Below are 18,954 nucleotides of genomic sequence, written 5' to 3' on the forward strand. Positions count from 1 at the left end.
CCGCGGTTTCATTCAAATAGCCGGACATAAGAAAAACAGATACATGCTATGCATCATGGGTGCTGAACAGCATTTAATGCTGCTTAACACCCTGTCACCAGCATGGTGCAGAGATCTGACGCCTGCACTACAGTGAGTCAGTTCACATTTATCGGCCTGTCGCCAGGCATCAGAGTGATACATTTTAAACCTGAAAAATTATTAAATTCATACACTTAAACAGATAAAACGCCTGATAATCCCGTCTGACCGCCCTATTTGACCTGATTACGCTTTCCCGATAAGTTGGAAATCCGCTGAAAGCTTTCCAGACGGGCCATTGTCTCGGCATATCTATGCAACAAGAAGACTCCCGCGTGGTTTAAGTCATCTCCTTTAAGAGACCGGAAATCAGAGAGCAGCTCAATTAAGGACGTTTTACCGATGTCTGGAGAGAAATGCTCAGGGCTATGACGCGCGCTCGACAGAGCATGGCGATGAAAATGATAGCGCCCCCGTTGCGCTCAGACCCTGAAACAGTGCAGGTAATGTCAAAGCAGTTTAAGGAGACCCTCAATGTCCACTAAAAAACCTCAATCCTATGGCTTGTATGATCCGACAGCAGGCAGTGACAGCTGTGGTGTAGGTTTCATTACGCGTAAGGACGGCGAGCAGACCCACGAGATTCTGCAGATGGCGCACAGCGCCCTGTGTACGGTGCCTCACCGCGGCGGCATGTCAGCGGAAGGCGTTGGCGACGGCGCGGGGGTCAACGTTGATCTTTCGCTGCAATTCTTCCGCAAAATTACCGGCCAGCCGCTGGAAGCGGGACGCTTTGGTGTCGGTAACTTCTTTGTGCCGAAAGATGCTGAGCTGCGCGCGAATGCCGAACGTCTGGTGGATGAAACCCTCAGCAGCTTTGGTCTGCCGGTACTCATGAAGCGTGACATGCCGCTCGACAGCAGCGTAACGCGCCCGGCAGCCGCGCAGTTCCAGTTACCGATTCTGCAGTGGATTTTCACTGCGCCACAGGATGTAGTTGATCAGAACGACTTCGAAAAACGCATCTACCGTGCCCTGTTAACCATTGAAGCCCGAGCCTTTACCGAAAGCGAATTTGGCGGCCTCTATCCGCTGTCGCTGTCGTCACGCACGCAGGTATTCAAAGCCCGTCTGAATTCCAATGAGGTGATCCCTTACTTCAAAGATCTGACCGATCCGGATCATCAGGTGCGCGGGCTGTTTTTCCATACCCGCTTCTCCACTAACACCGATCCCCATACCACGATGGCGCAGCCGTTCCGCCTGATGGCGCACAACGGCGAGCTGAACACTGACCGTAAAAACCGCATCGCTGAGTCCGCGCTGGCACTGGCCCGTGGCAAGACAATCGTGCGGCCTAAAGGCCAGTCCGACAGTTCGCGCCTGGATCAGAGCATCCACAGCCGTCTGATGGAAGATGACCTCGATCTGATCACCGCCGTGGTGTCGATGATGCCGCCCGCCTGGGAAAACGACAGCGCGCTGTCGCCAGAAGTGCGTGACATGCTGGAGTACTTCTCGCTGTATGAAGAGAAGAACGACGGCCCTGCTGCCTTAATCTTTGGTAATGGCGAAGTAATTGGCGCCCGTCTTGATCGTCTGGGTCTGCGTCCCCTGCGTTCAGTGGAAACCGCTGACTATATCGGTGCGATGTCGGAAGCCGGCCAGATCGCCTTCCCACCTGAAAGCGTGTTGCGTCGTGGCCGTATCGAAGCGGGCGGTATGCTCTATTTCGATCACCGTGAAAAACGCAGCTATACCACGCTGCAGGCGCTGGAAAAACTGGCCGCAGAGAAAGATTATTCGGCGTTGCTGCGTGAAGCGCGCGTCGGTCTTGACGATCTGCCCGAGATCCCGGCAGAACAACAGGGTTCACCGCTGCGTTATCGTGGCGATCTGAAAACGTATCAGCGCTTTGTTGCCTACTACTACAACCAGGAAAGCTTCAAGTTCATGATGGACCCGATGCTGAATACCGGCGCAGAGAAGATCTCCGCGATGGGTTACGGCAACGCCATCAACGGCTTATCCGATCATGAAGGCGGCATGGCGCACTACTTCTCTCAGCGCTTTGCGCAGGTCACCAACCCGCCGCTGGACTCTATTCGCGAAGTGGATGGCATGACGTTGCGTGTCGCGCTGGGGGCGAAACCCCATCTGGGCCGCAGCAAAGGCCGTCAGATTGTGGTGCCGACCCCGATTCTCAGCCACCTCGATATGCTGCGTTTACGCGAGCAGACCATCGCACCTTATGCCCGCTTTGAGATGCTCTATGAGCCGGTGATCGGCAAAGATCTGCTGAGCACCACCGCGAACGCGAATGCCCTGGAAAAAGCGATTGATAACCTGGCGCAACAGGTGGTTGATTTTGCCCGTACCCAGGGTGGCATCGCCGTACTTACCGATCGCCATATCTCTTCAAAGCACGCCGCGATCCCGATGCTGCTGGTGGTTTCCGCCATCAACCAGCGCCTGATAAAGGAAGGGTTGCGTCTGGATGTTTCTCTGGTGGTTGAAAGCGGCCAGAGCATCTCGTCGCACCACATTGCCGCCACACTTGGCTTTGGGGCGTCAGCTATCTATCCGCTGGGCGTACAGATGCGCGCAGAGGAGAAATTTGGTGAAGGTGAAGAAGGTAACAAAGCCTTTAAGCGCTATGCCAAAGCGGCTGAAAAAGCACTGATGAAAACCATGGGCAAAGTGGGCCTCTGTACCGTTGAGAGCTACAGCAGCGGCGAGTTCTTTGAGCCTAACTTCCTCAACACCGATGATCCGGTGCTGAAAAAGTATTTCCCGAATATCAAAACGCCGGTGGGCGGCGCAGGCTTCGCGACGATCGCGCAGATGGCCGTTGACTGGCACCAGAGTGCACTGAAGATTCAGGGCGAATCTGAAGTTCCGTTGCTGGGCCTGTTCAAAGAGCGTGCAGAAGGCGCAGGTCACTCCTACGGCACCATCGCCGTGCGGACCTTTATCGATATGACCGAAGAGCCGATTCGCTTTGCCGACAAAGCGCGCGAAGAGGACAACTTCATCCGCCTGATGACGCTGGCTAAACTGGATAATGCGTTTGGCATCAAGCCAGAGACCTTTAAAGACAGCAGCTTTGAGCGCATCCCGGATGAGGTGATTAATAATTTCGCGATTACTGCTGATTACCGTCAGTTCTCAAGCCTGATGTATGAAGAGCGTAAACGTCGCCCGGCGGCCCTGCGCGACATCCTGACATTCCCGGCTGACCTGACCCACATCGACAGCGAAGCGGAGTTCCGCCGCAAGCTGGGACGCTACTCGCTGACCAACAACGGCTTTGCCATTCGTGGCATGGAGTGTGAGGCGGTAGATGGCAGCCTGAATCACTTTATGCTGCGTCTGACCGATGCGATTGAAGGACTGAAGCCTGAGAGCGAACGCCTGCAGAACCTGTCACGCGCCCTGAAATCCCGCTTCGGCGACGATATTGAAAGCAGCGAAGTGGTGACTGGCGGTCTGAAAGTGACCGCTTACGGTAAAGCGGCCGATTATCTGTCACGTATCTTCACCACCCTGCCTTCACTGCCGCTGAGCGAAGTGCAGCCAGCCTGTGAAATTACCCGTACCTTTGCCTCCGGGGCGATGAGCCACGGTGCGCTGGTGGCTCCCGCTCATGAAGCGGTCGCGCACGGCACCAATATGGTCGGCGGCATGAGTAACTGCGGTGAAGGCGGCGAGCATTACTCCCGTCACGGCACCATTCGTGCCTCACGCATCAAACAGCTGGCTTCGGGCCGTTTTGGCGTCTGGGCTGCCTATCTGGCGGATCCGATGCTGGAAGAGCTGGAGATCAAAATTGGTCAGGGTGCGAAACCTGGCGAAGGCGGCCAGCTACCGGCGGCCAAAGTTACCGTCGAGATTGCTGCCGCGCGTGGCGGTACGCCTGGCGTCGAGCTGGTCTCACCGCCGCCGCATCACGACACCTATTCCATCGAAGATCTGGCGCAGTTGATCCACGACTGCAAAGCCGCGCGGGTGCGCGTTATCGTCAAGCTGGTCTCGTCTGAAGGGATCGGCACCATCGCGGTCGGCGTGGCCAAAGCCGGTGCAGACGTGATTAACGTTGCGGGTAACACCGGCGGTACCGGCGCTGCGTCGGTGACCAGCCTGAAATATACCGGACGCGTGGCTGAAATCGGCATCGCTGAAGTCCACCAGGCGCTGTGCGCCAACGGCCTGCGTGAGAAAGTGCTGCTGCGCTGCTCTGGCGCACAGCAGACCGGCAGCGACGTGGTGAAATCTGCTTTGCTTGGCGGCGACAGCTTTGAGTTCGGTACGACGGCGCTGATGATGCTGAAATGCGTGATGGCGAAGAACTGTAACGTTAAGTGCCCGGCTGGCTTAACCACGAATGCCGAAGCGTTTGATGGCGATCCACGTCAGCTGGCGCAGTATTTCCTCAACGTGGCGCATGAAGTGCGTGAAATCCTGGCGCGTATGGGCCTGCGTTCCCTGCGTGAGGCACGCGGTCGCTCTGACCTGTTGCACCTGATGGATCACCCGCTGGAAGTGGGCAAGCTCGACTTACGCGCCATGCTTACCGTGGTGCCTGAGCTGAAAATCGACAAGCCGGTTTATCTGGAAAAAGATTTTGAGCTGGATGATGTCTGGATTGAGCAACTGAAGCTGTCGCTGGTGGATCAGGGAAATCCTGACGTCACTCTGGGCAACAACATCGTGCTGAATAACCGAAACAAAAGTGTCGGCGGCCAGCTGGCCATCGATATTGAGCGGATGCTGAACCATCAGCTGAGTTCTGAGCAGCTGCAGGCGATGCCTGCCGTAATGACTGACGATCGCGGTCGTCGCTATCTGGCCCCTGAGAGCGTAAAAATTTCCACCACCGGTTCTGCCGGTCAGTCGTTTGGCGCCTTCTGCAACGATGGCATGCAGCTGACCCATTACGGCACCTGTAACGACGGTGTCGGCAAAGGACAGTGTGGCGGCGAACTGATCGTGATGTCGCCTGGTGGCGGCGCGCAGGATGCCGATGGCAACGTGCTGATTGGTAACTTTGCGCTGTTTGGCGCGACAGGCGGACGTCTGTTCGTGCAGGGCCAGGCCGGTGACCGTTTCGCGGTGCGTAACTCCGGTGCCACCGCCGTGGTTGAAGGCGTCGGTGACTTCTGCTGCGAATATATGACCAATGGCGCCATCCTCAACCTGGGCACCTTCGGTAAAGGATTTGGCAACGGCATGAGCGGCGGCTTCGCCTACCAGTACGACCCCTATGGATCGCTGGCCAGCCATGCTGCCGGTGATTCGGTACAGTTCGGCTCGATTGCCGATCAGGATGAAATGGCCCAGGTGCATAAGCAGGCGGTGCTGACCATGCTGAACTGGCATCTGGAGGCGACCAAATCACCGCGTGCCGCCTGGCTGCTGGAGAACTGGGAAACGGAGTGTCACCACTTTGTTTACGTGATGCCGCGCTCGCTGCTGCTCTATCAGGATGGCGGCGAGATTCTGAAAGCCAAGAGCCGCAAAGATCTGCTCGAAGAGCTGTCGACGGCGCTGGCAGGCCATCAGGTGGCGAAGTTTAAAGCCGCATGGCGTCAGGGTAAAACCATCGCCAACGGTGCCGTACCGGCTTATGGCGCGACCGATACGCTGGAGATGTTTGTCCTGCTGAACAACTACACCGTGCTGAGTTTTGCCCAGCAGCTGGCGCTGGGGAAATTACCGAAAGGCACCCCGGTTGAAGATGCGGCAGTTGAAAAAGCGGTCCGTAATCTGTTGATGACGGAAGACTTTTCGCTGATAAGCAAGCTGCAGCGTCATGCCCGTTCCGCTATCGAGAGCTACAGCGATGATGAACTGGCGAGTCTGATTGGTACCAAACGCATGTCAGATTACAAAGCGGCGCTGACGCAACGTAACATCCGCTCCATGGACAGTCTGGCAACCTACGGCTGGATCATGTACCAGGATGCCTGTAACCGGGAAGTGCTGGGCCACCTGCCTGACTTTGAAGAGCTGTTTGCACGTGCGGCATTGCCGGAAATCGCCGCTGCGGTGGGTAAACTCTCCTGACAGTGATACTGATCAGGCTGAACTGAATATTATTAATTGATCATTGCCCGGATTAATCGTTGTACCGGACAGATGCAGCACCGCTCTCCCCTGTCGCACACGCTGCGGCGCGGGAAAGCGGAACCGCTTTCACACCGGACAATGCCACTGATGACGGGCGAGAACGGGATTGAGTAAAAGTACCCATGAAAATTCCTTATATTCCAGAAGATGCACCTTTTAATGGCGATCAGAAGTACTGGCTGGCTGGCTTTCTTGCGGGTCTGCACTCCCGTTTGCTGGTATTAGAAGACAAGCAGCAACCCGCCGCGGGCACAGGCGCAGCCGCGACGACGCAACTGCACATTCTTTATGGCTCACAGACTGGCAATGCTGAAGCACTGGCGCAGACCGCAGCGAAGTCTGCGCGCGCTAAAGGTCTGGTGCCGGTGGTTCAGGCGCTGGGCGATGTCGATCTCGACGTATTTGCCACCATGCGCCATGTACTGATCGTCACCTCGACCTATGGCGAAGGTGAAATGCCGGACAACGCGCAGCTGTTCTGGGATGCGATCTCTGCCAGTACCGCACCGCGTCTGGAGCAGATGCATTTCGCCGTGCTGGCGATTGGCGATACCGGCTACGATGGCTTCTGTCAGGCGGGCAAGTTTATTGATATGCGCCTTGAGCAGTTGGGCGCGAAACGCGTGGTTGATCGTATCGATTGTGATATCGATTTTGAGGAGCCTTCCAGCGAGTGGCTGAACAGCTCAATGCCACAGTTTGCCGCCAGCGCGGGCAGCAGCGGCACCGTGCTGGAAAGCGCGCCTGAAGCGCCAGTCATTCCAGGCAGCAACAAATCCAATCCTTACGCTGCTGCGCTGATCACCAACAAGCGTTTGTCAGGCGAGCAGTCGGCCAAAGATATTCGTCATTTCGAGTTCGACCTGTCTGACAGCGGCCTGAAGTATGAAGCGGGAGATGCGCTGGGCGTAATTCCGGTCAACGAGCCGTCGCTGGTCAGCCTGCTGCTGACCCAGCTTAACGCGGACTACGAGACGCCGGTGCCCGGCTTTGATCGCAGCCTTAGCGACCTGCTGACCTATCAGTTTGAGATCTCAGAGCCGTCGCGCAAGTTAATCGAATGGGTCGGGCAGAACACCACCAACCAGGAGCTGCGTCATGTGTTACAGCATGATGATAAAGATGCGCTGGGCGTGTGGCTGTGGGGCAAAGATACCCTTGACCTGCTGCAGCTTGAGCTGACGCGCACGCTGGCGGTACCCGAGTTTGTCGCGCTGCTGCGTCCGCTGCAGCATCGCGCTTACTCTATTTCATCCAGCTCTAAAGCCCATCCAGACCAGGTGCATCTGACCGTTGCCTCGGTGCGTTATCACAGTGGCGGCCGTAATCGCGGTGGCGTCTGCTCGACCTACCTGGCCGAGCGTGTGCGTCGCGGTGAGAAGCCCGCCATCTTTATCTCACCCAATAAATCGTTCCGCGTGCCTGCCAACAACAGCGCACCGCTGATCATGGTGGGACCAGGTACCGGTATCGCACCATTCCGTGCTTTCCTGCAGGAGCGCCAGGCAACCGGCGCGCAGGGCAAAAACTGGCTGTTCTTCGGCGATCAGCATCAGGAACATGACTTTATCTATCAGGATGAATTACTTGCCTGGCGCGATAATGGCTTGCTGACGCGTCTGGATCTGGCCTTCTCACGCGATCAGGAGAAGAAAATCTACGTGCAGAGCCGGATGCTTGAACAGGGCGCTGAGTTGTATGCCTGGCTGCAGGAAGGGGCTTACTTCTATGTCTGTGGCGATGCATCGCGTATGGCGAAGGATGTGGATAACGCGCTGTATGAAGTGGTTCGCCAGTTTGGTGGTCTCTCCACCGAGCGCGCTGCTGACTATGTCGATCAGCTGAAGAAAGAGAAGCGCTACCTGCGCGACGTCTATTGATCGCGATGGTCTGCTGAAAAAATCCGGCTTGCGCAGGCAGCCGGATTTTTTTATGGCCGACAGGCAAAAAAATACCCGTCGGATGGACGGGTATTCGCTGTTATGTCACTGCTATTTCACTACGCGCAGTGAAGGTCGTCCACCACGTGGCGGTGGATCGTCATCAGGCGGTGTCTCGTCATCGCTGGCATCGTCAGGACGATCACCATCAATCACCGACATCATAGTCTCTTCCTGACCCTCTGACGCCTCATGCGTGCCCAGCTCGTAAGCCGGTTCCGGTTCAAACATCGTCCCGGCGCCATTTTCACGCGCATAGATTGCCAGAATCGCCGCCATCGGCACGTTAACCTGGCGAGGAACGCCACCAAAGCGGGCGTTGAACGACACCTGATCGTTTGCCAGATCGAGGTTACCGACAGCACGTGGCGCAATGTTCAGGACTATCTGACCATCGCGCGCATACTCCAGCGGCACCTGCACACCCGGCAGATTTATGTCGACCACCAGATGCGGCGTCAGCTGATTGTCGAGCAACCAGTCATAAAAGGCGCGCAGCAGATAGGGACGACGTGCAGTAAGTTGCGACATTTCCATACGTTAAGCCCGGGCTTGCAGCCGCATTTCACGTTCAGCTTCAGTTAATGAAGCGAGGAAGGAGTCACGCTCAAATACGCGATTCATGTAACCTTTCAGCTCTTTTGAACCTGAGCCGATCAAATCGATACCCATTGACGGCAGACGCCATAACAGCGGAGCCAGATAGCAATCAACCAGGCTGAACTCTTCGCTCATGAAATAAGGCGTACGGCCAAACAGTGGCGCGATAGCCAGCAGCTCTTCACGCAGTTGCTTGCGTGCCGCTTCCGCTTCCTGACCGCTGCTGTTCTCTACTTTCCTCATCAGGCTATACCAGTCCTGCTCGATGCGGTGCATCATCAGGCGGCTATCACCACGGGCAACCGGATAAACCGGCATCAGTGGCGGATGCGGGAAGCGCTCATCTAAATATTCCATGATGATGCGTGATTCATACAGCGTCAGCTCACGATCTACCAGCGTCGGTACCGTGCGATACGGATTGAGGTCAATCAGATCCTGCGGCAGGTTATCCATTTCGACCTGCTCGATCTCTACGCTGACACCCTTCTCCGCCAGGACGATACGTACCTGATGGCTGAAAATGTCAGTAGGACCAGAAAACAGCGTCATTACCGAACGTTTGTTGGCAGCGACAGCCATGAAAACCTCCAAGTTTGTTCACAAAAAGATACTGCGAATAGCCAACCACACGGCGACTCACTTGCTTATCGAACTCGCACGCAACCTGGTTAGCTGCGTCACAGATACTGACGCCCCGACAGTGGGGAGGCGCATAACGCACCGGCCTGCGGGCGCAAAGTGACACAGAGTTTACCAGATTTTAGGCTGCTTGTGGGCGTGGAATGAATCTTTGCAGGTAAATTGAGCGCGGCGTTACGGTTTTCGCGGACAGTTTATGGGAAGGCAGAAAATAAAAAACCCGCCGAAGCGGGTTTTTTGAGCCAATTGCCGCAGCCGGAGCTGCAAACAATTAACGCTTGGAGAACTGAGGACGACGACGTGCTTTACGCAGGCCGACTTTCTTACGTTCAACCTGACGCGCATCACGCGTTACGAAGCCAGCTTTACGCAGCTCGCCACGCAGTGATTCGTCGTATTCCATCAGAGCGCGGGTGATACCGTGACGGATCGCACCAGCCTGACCAGAAATACCGCCACCTTTAACAGTGACATAGAGATCGAATTTACCAACCAGGTCCAGCAGCTCAAGCGGCTGACGAACTACCATGCGGGCAGTTTCGCGACCGAAGTACTGTTCCAGAGAACGTTGGTTAATTACGATGTTACCGCTACCCGGCTTAATGAATACGCGAGCGGTAGAGCTTTTGCGGCGACCAGTGCCGTAGTTTTGAGTTTCAGCCATTGCCTTTAATCCCGATTAAATGTCAAGAACTTGCGGTTGCTGTGCCGCATGGGTGTGCTCGTTGCCTGCGTAAACTTTCAGTTTACGGTACATAGCACGACCCAGCGGGCCCTTCGGCAGCATGCCTTTAACCGCGATCTCAATCACACGCTCAGGACGGCGAGCAATCATCTCTTCAAAGGTCGCCTGTTTGATACCACCGATGTGGCCAGTGTGGTGATAGTAGATCTTGTCAGTACGCTTGTTGCCGGTTACAGCAACTTTTTCTGCGTTCAGAACGATGATGTAATCACCCGTATCAACGTGCGGAGTGTATTCCGCTTTATGCTTACCACGCAGACGGCGCGCCAGTTCAGTCGCCAGGCGACCCAAAGTTTTGCCCGTTGCGTCAACTACAAACCAGTCACGTTGGACGGTTTCTGGTTTAGCTGTAAAAGTTTTCATCGAAAAGCTTACCCAAATTAAGTTACACGTTGGTGAAATCCCAAACGCTTAAGTAAACGAATGAGGCTCACACGACCATTTTGACCAGCAAGCCACCCCTTCGGATAGAGTTACTGGAACACAGAGGATTTGGGAAAAAAATCCTTTGCTGTAACGTGGGGTCGCAAGATTATAGAGAAGTCGGTTACAAAAATCGAACCCTATTTCGGTATTTATCCCGATTATTCTCACGGCAGGTGCGGTAAACGCAGATACTCTTCGCTCTGCATCTCCTGAAGTCGCGATAAACAGCGCTGGTATTCAAACTTCAGCCGCGTGCCCTGATAAATCTCGGTCAGTGACGTTTCTGCCGCGACCACCAGCTTCACATGCCGTTCATAGAACTCATCGACCAGTGCCAGGAAACGCCGTGCCTGATCTTCGGTTTTGTAGATCATCACCGGCACGTCATACAGCAGCACGCTGTGAAAACGGCGCGACAGCGCAATATAGTCATGCTGGCTGCGCCCTTCGCCACACAGGGTGGTGAAATTAATCGCCAGTACGCCCTCGCTGACGCCCAGCGTCGGCATCTGGCGGTGATTAATTTCCAGAACCGGCGCATCTTCAGGCTGGCTGCCCGACAGCGCTTTAAACATCCGCGCCATTTCAGCGTGCGTCTCTTTGTTCAGCGGAGAGTTCCACAGGTGCGCGGAGGTCAGCGTGCGTAACCGGTAGTCGATACCGGCATCCACATTCATCACATCACAATGACGTTTGATCTGCTCGATGGCAGGCAGGAAGCGCGCGCGCTGCAGACCATTACGATAGAGATCATCAGGCGGAATGTTCGAGGTGGCCACCAGCGCAATGCCGCGTTCAAACAGCGCCTCCATCAGCGTGCCCAGCAGCATCGCATCGGTGATATCGGAGACAAAAAATTCATCAAAACAGAGGATATCCGTTTCTGCTTTGAATTTGTCCGCAATAATCAGTAACGGATCGCTCTGCCCCTGAAGCTGCGTCAGCTCTTCATGCACCCGCAGCATAAAGCGGTGGAAGTGCAGACGCAGTTTGCGATCGCCAGGAATAGACTGAAAAAAAAGATCCATGACCCAGGTCTTACCGCGACCGACACCGCCCCACATATAGAGTCCACGTACCGGTTGTGGTGTCTCGTTTTTCTCTTTACCGATCAATTTTGACAGGCGACCCAGCAGGCTGGATGTGGCAGGCGCGGCGGATTGTTGCCGTGCAACCAGCGCCTGCTGCAGCGCGTCTAAACGGGTAATCGCTTCACGTTGTACGTCATCGGGCCTGAATTCGCCCTGCGACAGCGCCTGTTCATAGCGTGCAAGCGGAGTTGAGGTTTGCATTGTTGTTTCAAAGTCCCTGAATGGTGTCTGATTCATACCACGGTTGCTGAAAAAAAGGCCGTTCTACACTAAGCCATGCTGCTCCAGAGTTCCACATCCATAAGATTAACGGGTATAGTGACTATTATTGAAATGGTGCAATGCCCTACGGAACAATGGAAATAACACGGGAGTCATTATGACCTGGGAATACGGGCTAATTGGTTTAGTGGTTGGTATTATTGTCGGCGCAGTCGCCATGCGTTTTGGCAACAAAAAGCTGCGTGAGCAGCGCAGCATGCAGTACGAGCTGGAAAAATCGAAAGCGGAGCTGGCGGATTATCGCGAAGAGCTGACCAACCACTTCGCGCAGAGTGCGGAGCTGCTGGACAACATGGCGCGTGATTATCGTCAGCTCTATCAGCACATGGCAAAAGGCTCAAATGACCTGCTGCCGAATCTGCCTGGCCAGAAAAATCCGTTTGCCTATCAGCTGACTGAAGCCGAAGCGGACAACGATCAGGTGCCGGTGCAGATGCCGCGCGACTATTCTGAAGGCGCATCCGGTTTACTGCGTGGCGAGCGCCCTGCCCGCGACTAATCTTTTTGGGGCGCAGCCTGTCTGCGCCCGCTGTTTTTGCGAACCCTGACCGCAAACGACTGTCACACTTATTAATTCCTCCCACCTTTTGCAGCGAGAGCGTTGTAGCAATGAAAAAACAAGCACGCCTGTTTAGCGCATTAGCCCTGAGTATTGGGATGAGCCTTGCCGCCGCGCCAGACGCGATGGCAACGCTGCCAGCACAAGTTGCGGGCCAGCCGCTGCCGAGTCTGGCACCGATGCTGGAGAAAGTGCTACCTGCCGTGGTCAGTGTGCATGTGGAAGGCACTGATTCGGGTGCACAGGCTCAGGATATTCCTGAACCGCTGAAGCGTTTTTTTGGTCAGATGCCTGGCGGAAATAGTCAGCCACAGCCGTTTGAAGGTTTAGGTTCTGGCGTGATCATCGATGCCGCGAAAGGCTACGTGCTCACCAACAATCACGTAGTCAACGGTGCGGATAAAATCAACGTACAGCTTGGCGACGGCAGTGAATATGAAGCCAAACTCATTGGCCATGATGAGCAGACCGATATCGCGCTGATTCAGATTCAGGGCGCAAAAAACCTCACGCAGGTGAAAGTCGCGGACTCTGACCAGCTGAAAGTGGGTGATTTCGCGGTAGCGATCGGTAACCCGTTCGGGCTGGGACAGACGGCCACCTCCGGTATTATCTCCGCACTGGGCCGCAGCGGCCTGAACCTGGAAGGACTGGAAAACTTTATTCAGACCGATGCCGCGATCAACCGTGGCAACTCAGGCGGTGCGCTGGTCAACCTTAACGGCGAACTGATCGGTATCAACACTGCGATTCTCGCCTCCAGCGGCGGTAACATCGGTATCGGCTTTGCTATCCCGAGTGATATGGCGATGAACCTCGCGCAGCAGCTGATTAAATTTGGTGAAGTGAAGCGCGGTCAGCTCGGCATCAAAGGCACTGAAATGACAGCCGATATGGCTAAAGCATTCAATGTCGATGCACAGCGCGGCGCCTTTGTCTCTGAAGTCTTACCGCAATCTGCTGCGCAGAAAGCGGGCGTGAAGTCAGGCGATATCATTACGTCGATCAACGATAAGCCGATTACCAGCTTCGCTGAGTTGCGCGTCAAAGTGGGAACCACGCCGCCAGGTGAACAGGTTAAGCTTGGCCTGCTGCGTGAAGGTAAGCCATTAACGGTTACCGTTACGCTGGAGCAGAGCGCACAGAGCACCGCCAGCGCACAGCTGATGTCACCCGCGCTTCAGGGCGCAACCCTGAGTGATGGACAGACTAAAACCGGTGATAAAGGCGTGAAAGTCGATACCATCGAAAAAGGCACACCGGCTGAACAGGTTGGTCTGCAGAAAGATGATGTGATTATCGGCGTTAACCGCAACCGGGTTCAGACCATTGCTGAAATGCGTAAAATACTGGAAGGGAAACCGCCGGTACTGGCACTGAATGTGGTGCGCGGCGATGAAAGTATCTATCTGTTGTTGAGATAAACCTCGCATTACGGCGGACACAAGCGCGTGTGTGTCCGCCGCTCTCATGCTATTCTCCCCTGCGATCTCCCCTGGCGTAATTTAACACCATGTTTCTTAAACTTTTGCGTGCCGTGGTGCTGGGCCTGATTGTGGCGGGTATTTTGCTCGCAGCACTGCCTGCACTGCGTATGGGCAGCGACGCCCTCTATAACCACGAAAATATTACAGACGAAACACCCTTTAGCTTCAATCAAGGGGTGCGCCGCGCCGTGCCTGCCGTTGTGAACGTTTACAATCGTAGCGCCCACGGCAACAACAATCGTGGCATCACGACCCTGGGTTCAGGGGTGATCATGAATGCAAAAGGCTACATCCTTACCAATAAGCATGTGATCAATAATGCCGATCAAATTATCGTGGCGCTGCAGGATGGCCGCTTCTTTGAAGCGACGCTGGTGGGTTCCGATGGCATGACCGATCTGGCGGTACTGAAGATCACGGCCTCCGGCCTGCCCGTTATCCCCATCAATCCAAATCGCCAGGCGCATATCGGGGATGTGGTGATGGCTATCGGCAACCCCTATAACCTCGGTCAGACGGTCACGCAGGGCATCATCAGCGCCACGGGCCGGGTTGGCTTAAGCTCATCAGGCCGACAGAACTTCCTGCAGACCGATGCGTCAATCAATCAGGGTAACTCCGGCGGCGCGCTGATTAACTCGCTAGGCGAGCTGATGGGCATTAACACCCTGACCTTTGATAAAAGTAGTGATGGTGAAACCCCGGAAGGGATTGGTTTCGCCATTCCAACCGTTTTAGCCTCGAAGATCATGGATAAGCTGATTCGTGATGGTCGGGTGATACGCGGCTATATCGGCATTACCGGGCGTGAGCTGCCGCCGCTGCATGGACAGGGCAGCAATCTGGATCGGGTTCAGGGCATTATTGTCAGCGTGGTCACGCCAGATGGGCCAGCGGATAAAGCCGGAATTCAGGCCAACGATGTGCTGCTCAGCGTTAATGGCAAGCCGGCCATCTCCGCGCAGGAGACCATGGATCAGGTGGCAGAAATTCGTCCGGGTTCAGTGATTGATGTGCAGGTATTGCGAAACGATCAGAAACTGACGCTGCCGGTCACCATTCAGGAGTTTCCTGACAGCAGCAGTTAGCTGAAACCTGTGCCAGGTCAGGGATGGCCCGGCTGATCGCAAAGAAGGCCGCCATCCATGGCGGTCGGCCTCGCCATCCTGGCTCGGACGCTTTGCTCTTCATCCGGGCCAACCCTTCCCCTCTAATCCGCCATCGTTTGTGATTAACCGATTAGCAGCGATCCACCGGAAACGCGATGACATCGCTCAATGACTCCGCTTTCAACGCCAGCATGATCAGGCGATCAATACCCAGTGCGACCCCGGAACAGGCTGGCATGCCATGCGCCAGCGCATCCAGCAGATACGTATCAATAGGATGCACAGGCAGGCCGCGCGCCGCACGGCGACGGTTATCCTGCTCAAAACGCTGACGCTGCTCACGGCTGTCGGTCAGTTCACGGAAACCGTTCGCCAGCTCAATGCCTTTGTAATAGACCTCAAAGCGTTCGGCCACACGGTGATCTTCGGTGCTGATCTCCGCCAGGGCTGCCTGGCTGGCCGGGAAATGATAAACGAAGCAGGGTTTATCCTGACCAATCTTCGGTTCCACACCCAGCATAAACAGCAGCATCAGTAAGGTATCGCGATCTTCTTCTGCACGCGCCAGCTCGCCTTCACCCAGCTTCTCTGCCGCTTCACGCAACTGCGCTTTATCCGCTGACAGCGGATCCAGCTCAAGATGACGGATAAACGCCTGCTGATAGGAGAGCGACTCAGCGCTGTCACACTCCAGCACCTGCTGCATCAGATCGTCGACTTCGTTCATCAGACGGTACATGTCGTAATGCGGCCGGTACCACTCCAGCATGGTGAATTCCGGGTTGTGGTGACGTCCCGCCTCTTCATTGCGGAAGCTGCGCGCCATCTGATAGATCGGGCCACTGCCCGCTGCCAGCAGGCGTTTCATATGATATTCCGGGCTGGTCATCAGCCAGAGATCGCGCCCCTGCGCAGCGCCAGGCCCGACAAAACGCGTCTGGAATGGCACCAGATGGATATCGGTAATGGTGGCCTGGCTCATCGCCGGCGTATCCACTTCCAGCACGCCGCGATCGGCAAAGAAACGACGCACTTCTGCTAAAATAGCGGCGCGTTTTAACAAATTGGCGATGGATGCGCTTGGTTGCCAGCTTGCCGTTTCGCTCATGGTGATGACTCCTGATGCAAATTAGGGGGGGAAGTCTACCTGCAATGCCTGCGGCAAACAATCTCGTGCCCGTACTGCCAAAAACAGCGTTTCGGCTTCTATACTTAAGCGGTTAAATCACAAAGGAATCCCACTATGTCTCCATGGAAAACAGTTGTTGCCAGCCTGAGTGCTTTTCTCTCTGTCGCCTGCAGCACTACGCCGCCAAAGAACGTCACGGTCGTAGATAACTTTGACAGCCAGCGCTATCTCGGTCAGTGGTATGAGATTGCCCGCCTTAACCACCCTTTTGAGCGCGGCCTTGAACAGGTAACGGCAAACTACAGCCCGCGTGAAGATGGCGGCCTGAAGGTAATCAACCGTGGTTATAACGTCAAAAAGCAGCGCTGGCAGGAGAGCGTCGGCAAAGCCTACTTCACCGGTGAACCCACGCGGGCTTCTCTGAAAGTCTCTTTCTTCGGCCCCTTCTATGGCGGCTATAACGTGATTGCTCTCGATCCTGACTACCGCTATGCGCTGGTATGTGGACCAAATCGCCACTATCTCTGGATACTGTCACGCACACCACAACTGGAACCGGGCGTAAAAGAGAAACTGGTTGATCAGGCGCGTCGGGATGGTTTCCCGGTTGAAGAGTTAATCTGGGTAAAACAGAAATAGTGCAGAATCTGACAAGCCGGTACGAAAAGCATTTCGTACCGGTTGGAATAACAGGTTACTTCGTGCTGTTCTGAATCGCCTGGCCGCCCGCTTCGACATCTTCACCTACGCCACGCGTTGTATTACAAGCTGTGAGCAGGGAAGAGAGCACCAGTACAGAGAAGATTGCAGCAATACTTTTCTTTAACATAACAATGTCCTTTTTGATGGATGTAAAGTACAGCGCTTTAAGCATAGCCGGATTTCCGGCAGTTGCTGCTGGCGAGACTTTAAAAAGGACAATCAGTTAAGGTCATTTTGCTGCACGCGAAATGGCACCACCTAAGTGAGAGACATCTTCGCCAAAACCGTGGAATGTGTTGCAGGCGCTTAACGCAGAGGAGACCAGCAACGCGAACGCGATTAATTTTGCCAGCTTGATCATTTTTTTCTCTCAGACAAGAAAAAGGCGCACCAGAAGATGCGCCTGCGAATCTTATTTCACGCGTGACACGTATTCGCCAGAGCGGGTGTCAACTTTCACCACTTCGCCCTCTTGCACGAACAGTGGCACTTTCACCACGGCACCGGTAGAGAGTTTAGCTGGCTTGCCGCCAGTCCCTGCGGTATCACCTTTCAGGCCTGGATCGGTTTCGATAACTTCAGCTTCGATAAAGTTCGGCGGCTGAACGGCGATCGGACGACCGTTCCACAGCGTAACGATACATTCAGCGTTATCCTGCAGCCATTTCGCTGCATCGCTTACCGTCTTCTCTTCAACCTGGAACTGCTCAAAGCTTTCCGGATGCATGAAGTGGTAGAACTCACCGTCGTTGTACAGGTAGTTCAGGTTGGTATCTACTACGTCAGCGCCTTCGGCGGAGTCGGTAGATTTAAAAGTTTTCTCAACGCGAGAACCCGTCAGCAGGCGACGCATTTTAACGCGCGCGAATGCCTGACCTTTACCCGGTTTAACGAACTCACTGGATTCGATGGCATACGGCTCGCCTTCGAACATGATTTTAAGACCGGGACGGAAATCGTTGCTAGAATAAGTCGCCATGAAGGCCCTCTACGAAAATTGACACTGGTACTAAGCCAAAAAAATGGCACACATTGTAACCCTAAAAACACCTTCCAGAGAAGATTGGTTGCAGCAACTTGCGGATGTTGTCACCGAACCTGATGAATTACTGCGGATTTTAGCCCTTGATCAGCACACTGAGCTGGCTGAAGGTGCGGATGCGCGGCGTCTTTTCGCCTTACGTGTACCGCATGCGTTCATCCGCCGGATGAAAAAAGGCGATGCGCACGACCCGCTGCTGCTTCAGGTACTGACCCGCCGCCAGGAATTCACTGATGCGCCAGGTTATAGCACCGATCCGCTCGATGAACAAAGCAACGTTGTACCTGGATTGCTGCATAAATACCGAAACCGGGCTTTATTGTTGGTAAAAGGCGGCTGCGCCGTCAACTGTCGCTACTGCTTCCGTCGTCATTTCCCCTATCAGGATAATCCCGGCAACAAGCGTAGCTGGCAGGCTGCACTGAACTATATCGCCGATCATCCCGAGCTGGATGAGATCATTTTCTCCGGCGGCGATCCGCTGATGGCGAAAGATCATGAGCTCGCCTGGCTTATCGCCGCGCTGGAACAGATCCCGCATCTGAAACGTCTGCGCATCCACAGCCGTTTACCGGTGGTGATACCGGCGCGCATTACCGATCAGCTCTGTCAGATGCTCAGCGAGACGCATCTGCAGGTGGTGATGGTGACGCACATCAACCATGCGCAGGAGATTGATGATGAGCTGCGTGAGGCGATGAGCAGCCTGAAGCGTGCTGGAGTGACCCTGCTGAATCAGAGCGTCCTGTTGCGTGGCATCAACGATAATGCGCAGACGCTGGCCACCCTGAGCAATGCGCTATTTGATGCCGGCATTCTGCCCTACTATCTGCACGTGCTGGATAAGGTACAGGGTGCGGCGCATTTCTTTGTGTCAGATGACGAGGCCCGCCAGCTGGTGCGTGCATTACTGTCACAGGTCTCCGGCTATCTGGTGCCAAAGCTGGCGCGTGAAATTGGCGGAGAGCCAAGTAAAACACCGTTAGATTTACAGTTACGTCAGGAATAAAAACGGCCAGTAAAAGGCTGGCCGGTTCAATTTGGCAGACT

General features: G+C 54.9%; 16 protein-coding genes. 7 read left to right on the forward strand and 9 right to left on the reverse strand.

Annotated elements, in window-relative coordinates; genetic code table 11:
* Positions 1–555 precede the first annotated feature (555 nt).
* Positions 556–6,087 (forward strand): glutamate synthase-related protein, encoded by a 5,532-nt coding sequence (locus LC417_RS10420; RefSeq protein WP_033759617.1) that lies wholly within the window; start codon positions 556–558, stop codon positions 6,085–6,087.
* Between the two features lie 185 nt (positions 6,088–6,272).
* A complete protein-coding gene (locus LC417_RS10425) occupies positions 6,273–8,030 on the forward strand; it encodes a sulfite reductase subunit alpha (RefSeq protein ID WP_223565808.1) in 1,758 nt (585 codons plus the stop codon).
* A 111-nt stretch (positions 8,031–8,141) separates the two neighbouring features.
* Here LC417_RS10425 and sspB read toward each other — a convergent pair whose 3' ends face one another.
* The 5 genes from sspB to zapE all read right to left on the reverse strand — a co-directional run bounded on the left by sspB (position 8,142) and on the right by zapE (position 11,795).
* Positions 8,142–8,627, reverse strand: coding sequence for a ClpXP protease specificity-enhancing factor (gene sspB, locus LC417_RS10430; RefSeq protein ID WP_010251939.1), 486 nt, complete (start codon positions 8,625–8,627; stop codon positions 8,142–8,144).
* A 3-nt stretch (positions 8,628–8,630) separates the two neighbouring features.
* A complete protein-coding gene (gene sspA / locus LC417_RS10435) occupies positions 8,631–9,272 on the reverse strand; it encodes a stringent starvation protein SspA (RefSeq protein ID WP_009092481.1) in 642 nt (213 codons plus the stop codon).
* 331 nt (positions 9,273–9,603) lie between these two features.
* Positions 9,604–9,996, reverse strand: coding sequence for a 30S ribosomal protein S9 (rpsI, locus tag LC417_RS10440; protein WP_008925401.1), 393 nt, complete (start codon positions 9,994–9,996; stop codon positions 9,604–9,606).
* Between the two features lie 15 nt (positions 9,997–10,011).
* Positions 10,012–10,440 carry a 50S ribosomal protein L13 gene (gene rplM, locus LC417_RS10445; protein ID WP_008925400.1) on the reverse strand — a complete coding sequence of 143 codons (429 nt, stop codon included), beginning with the start codon at positions 10,438–10,440 and terminating at the stop codon, positions 10,012–10,014.
* Between the two features lie 227 nt (positions 10,441–10,667).
* The gene (gene zapE, locus LC417_RS10450) at positions 10,668–11,795 is read right to left on the reverse strand and encodes a cell division protein ZapE (RefSeq protein WP_033759613.1); all 1,128 of its coding nucleotides are present in this window, start codon (positions 11,793–11,795) and stop codon (positions 10,668–10,670) included.
* A 178-nt stretch (positions 11,796–11,973) separates the two neighbouring features.
* Here zapE and zapG point away from each other — a divergent pair, with 178 nt between their 5' ends.
* From zapG to degS, 3 genes are all read left to right on the forward strand, one after another.
* Positions 11,974–12,375: a Z-ring associated protein ZapG gene (gene zapG / locus LC417_RS10455; protein ID WP_003848291.1), complete on the forward strand. Its 402-nt coding sequence runs from the start codon at positions 11,974–11,976 to the stop codon at positions 12,373–12,375.
* A 110-nt stretch (positions 12,376–12,485) separates the two neighbouring features.
* Entirely contained in the window at positions 12,486–13,859 is a 1,374-nt protein-coding gene (gene degQ, locus LC417_RS10460; RefSeq protein ID WP_223565809.1) for a serine endoprotease DegQ, read from the forward strand.
* Positions 13,860–13,948: 89 nt separating this feature from the next.
* Entirely contained in the window at positions 13,949–15,010 is a 1,062-nt protein-coding gene (degS, locus tag LC417_RS10465; RefSeq protein WP_010251964.1) for an outer membrane-stress sensor serine endopeptidase DegS, read from the forward strand.
* A 151-nt stretch (positions 15,011–15,161) separates the two neighbouring features.
* On the opposite strand, the gene epmA is transcribed toward degS, so the two are convergent.
* Positions 15,162–16,139, reverse strand: a complete 978-nt coding sequence (gene epmA / locus LC417_RS10470) for an elongation factor P--(R)-beta-lysine ligase (RefSeq protein ID WP_003848297.1) — start codon at positions 16,137–16,139, stop codon at positions 15,162–15,164.
* A 135-nt stretch (positions 16,140–16,274) separates the two neighbouring features.
* Here epmA and LC417_RS10475 point away from each other — a divergent pair, with 135 nt between their 5' ends.
* A complete protein-coding gene (locus LC417_RS10475) occupies positions 16,275–16,799 on the forward strand; it encodes a lipocalin family protein (protein ID WP_010672015.1) in 525 nt (174 codons plus the stop codon).
* A 55-nt stretch (positions 16,800–16,854) separates the two neighbouring features.
* Here LC417_RS10475 and LC417_RS10480 read toward each other — a convergent pair whose 3' ends face one another.
* The 3 genes from LC417_RS10480 to efp all read right to left on the reverse strand — a co-directional run bounded on the left by LC417_RS10480 (position 16,855) and on the right by efp (position 17,841).
* The gene (locus LC417_RS10480) at positions 16,855–16,989 is read right to left on the reverse strand and encodes an entericidin A/B family lipoprotein (protein ID WP_003848302.1); all 135 of its coding nucleotides are present in this window, start codon (positions 16,987–16,989) and stop codon (positions 16,855–16,857) included.
* A 102-nt stretch (positions 16,990–17,091) separates the two neighbouring features.
* Complete coding sequence (locus LC417_RS10485) at positions 17,092–17,223, reverse strand: entericidin A/B family lipoprotein (protein WP_003848306.1); 132 nt, start codon at positions 17,221–17,223, stop codon at positions 17,092–17,094.
* Positions 17,224–17,274: 51 nt separating this feature from the next.
* Positions 17,275–17,841: an elongation factor P gene (gene efp / locus LC417_RS10490; protein WP_010251979.1), complete on the reverse strand. Its 567-nt coding sequence runs from the start codon at positions 17,839–17,841 to the stop codon at positions 17,275–17,277.
* A 43-nt stretch (positions 17,842–17,884) separates the two neighbouring features.
* On the opposite strand from efp, the gene epmB reads away from it, so the two are divergent.
* The gene (gene epmB / locus LC417_RS10495) at positions 17,885–18,913 is read left to right on the forward strand and encodes an EF-P beta-lysylation protein EpmB (protein ID WP_033787515.1); all 1,029 of its coding nucleotides are present in this window, start codon (positions 17,885–17,887) and stop codon (positions 18,911–18,913) included.
* Positions 18,914–18,954 lie beyond the last annotated feature (41 nt).

It is taken from the genome of Pantoea sp. OVA07A (assembly GCF_019969975.1).
In the GTDB taxonomy this organism is placed as follows: Bacteria; Pseudomonadota; Gammaproteobacteria; order Enterobacterales; family Enterobacteriaceae; genus Pantoea; species Pantoea agglomerans.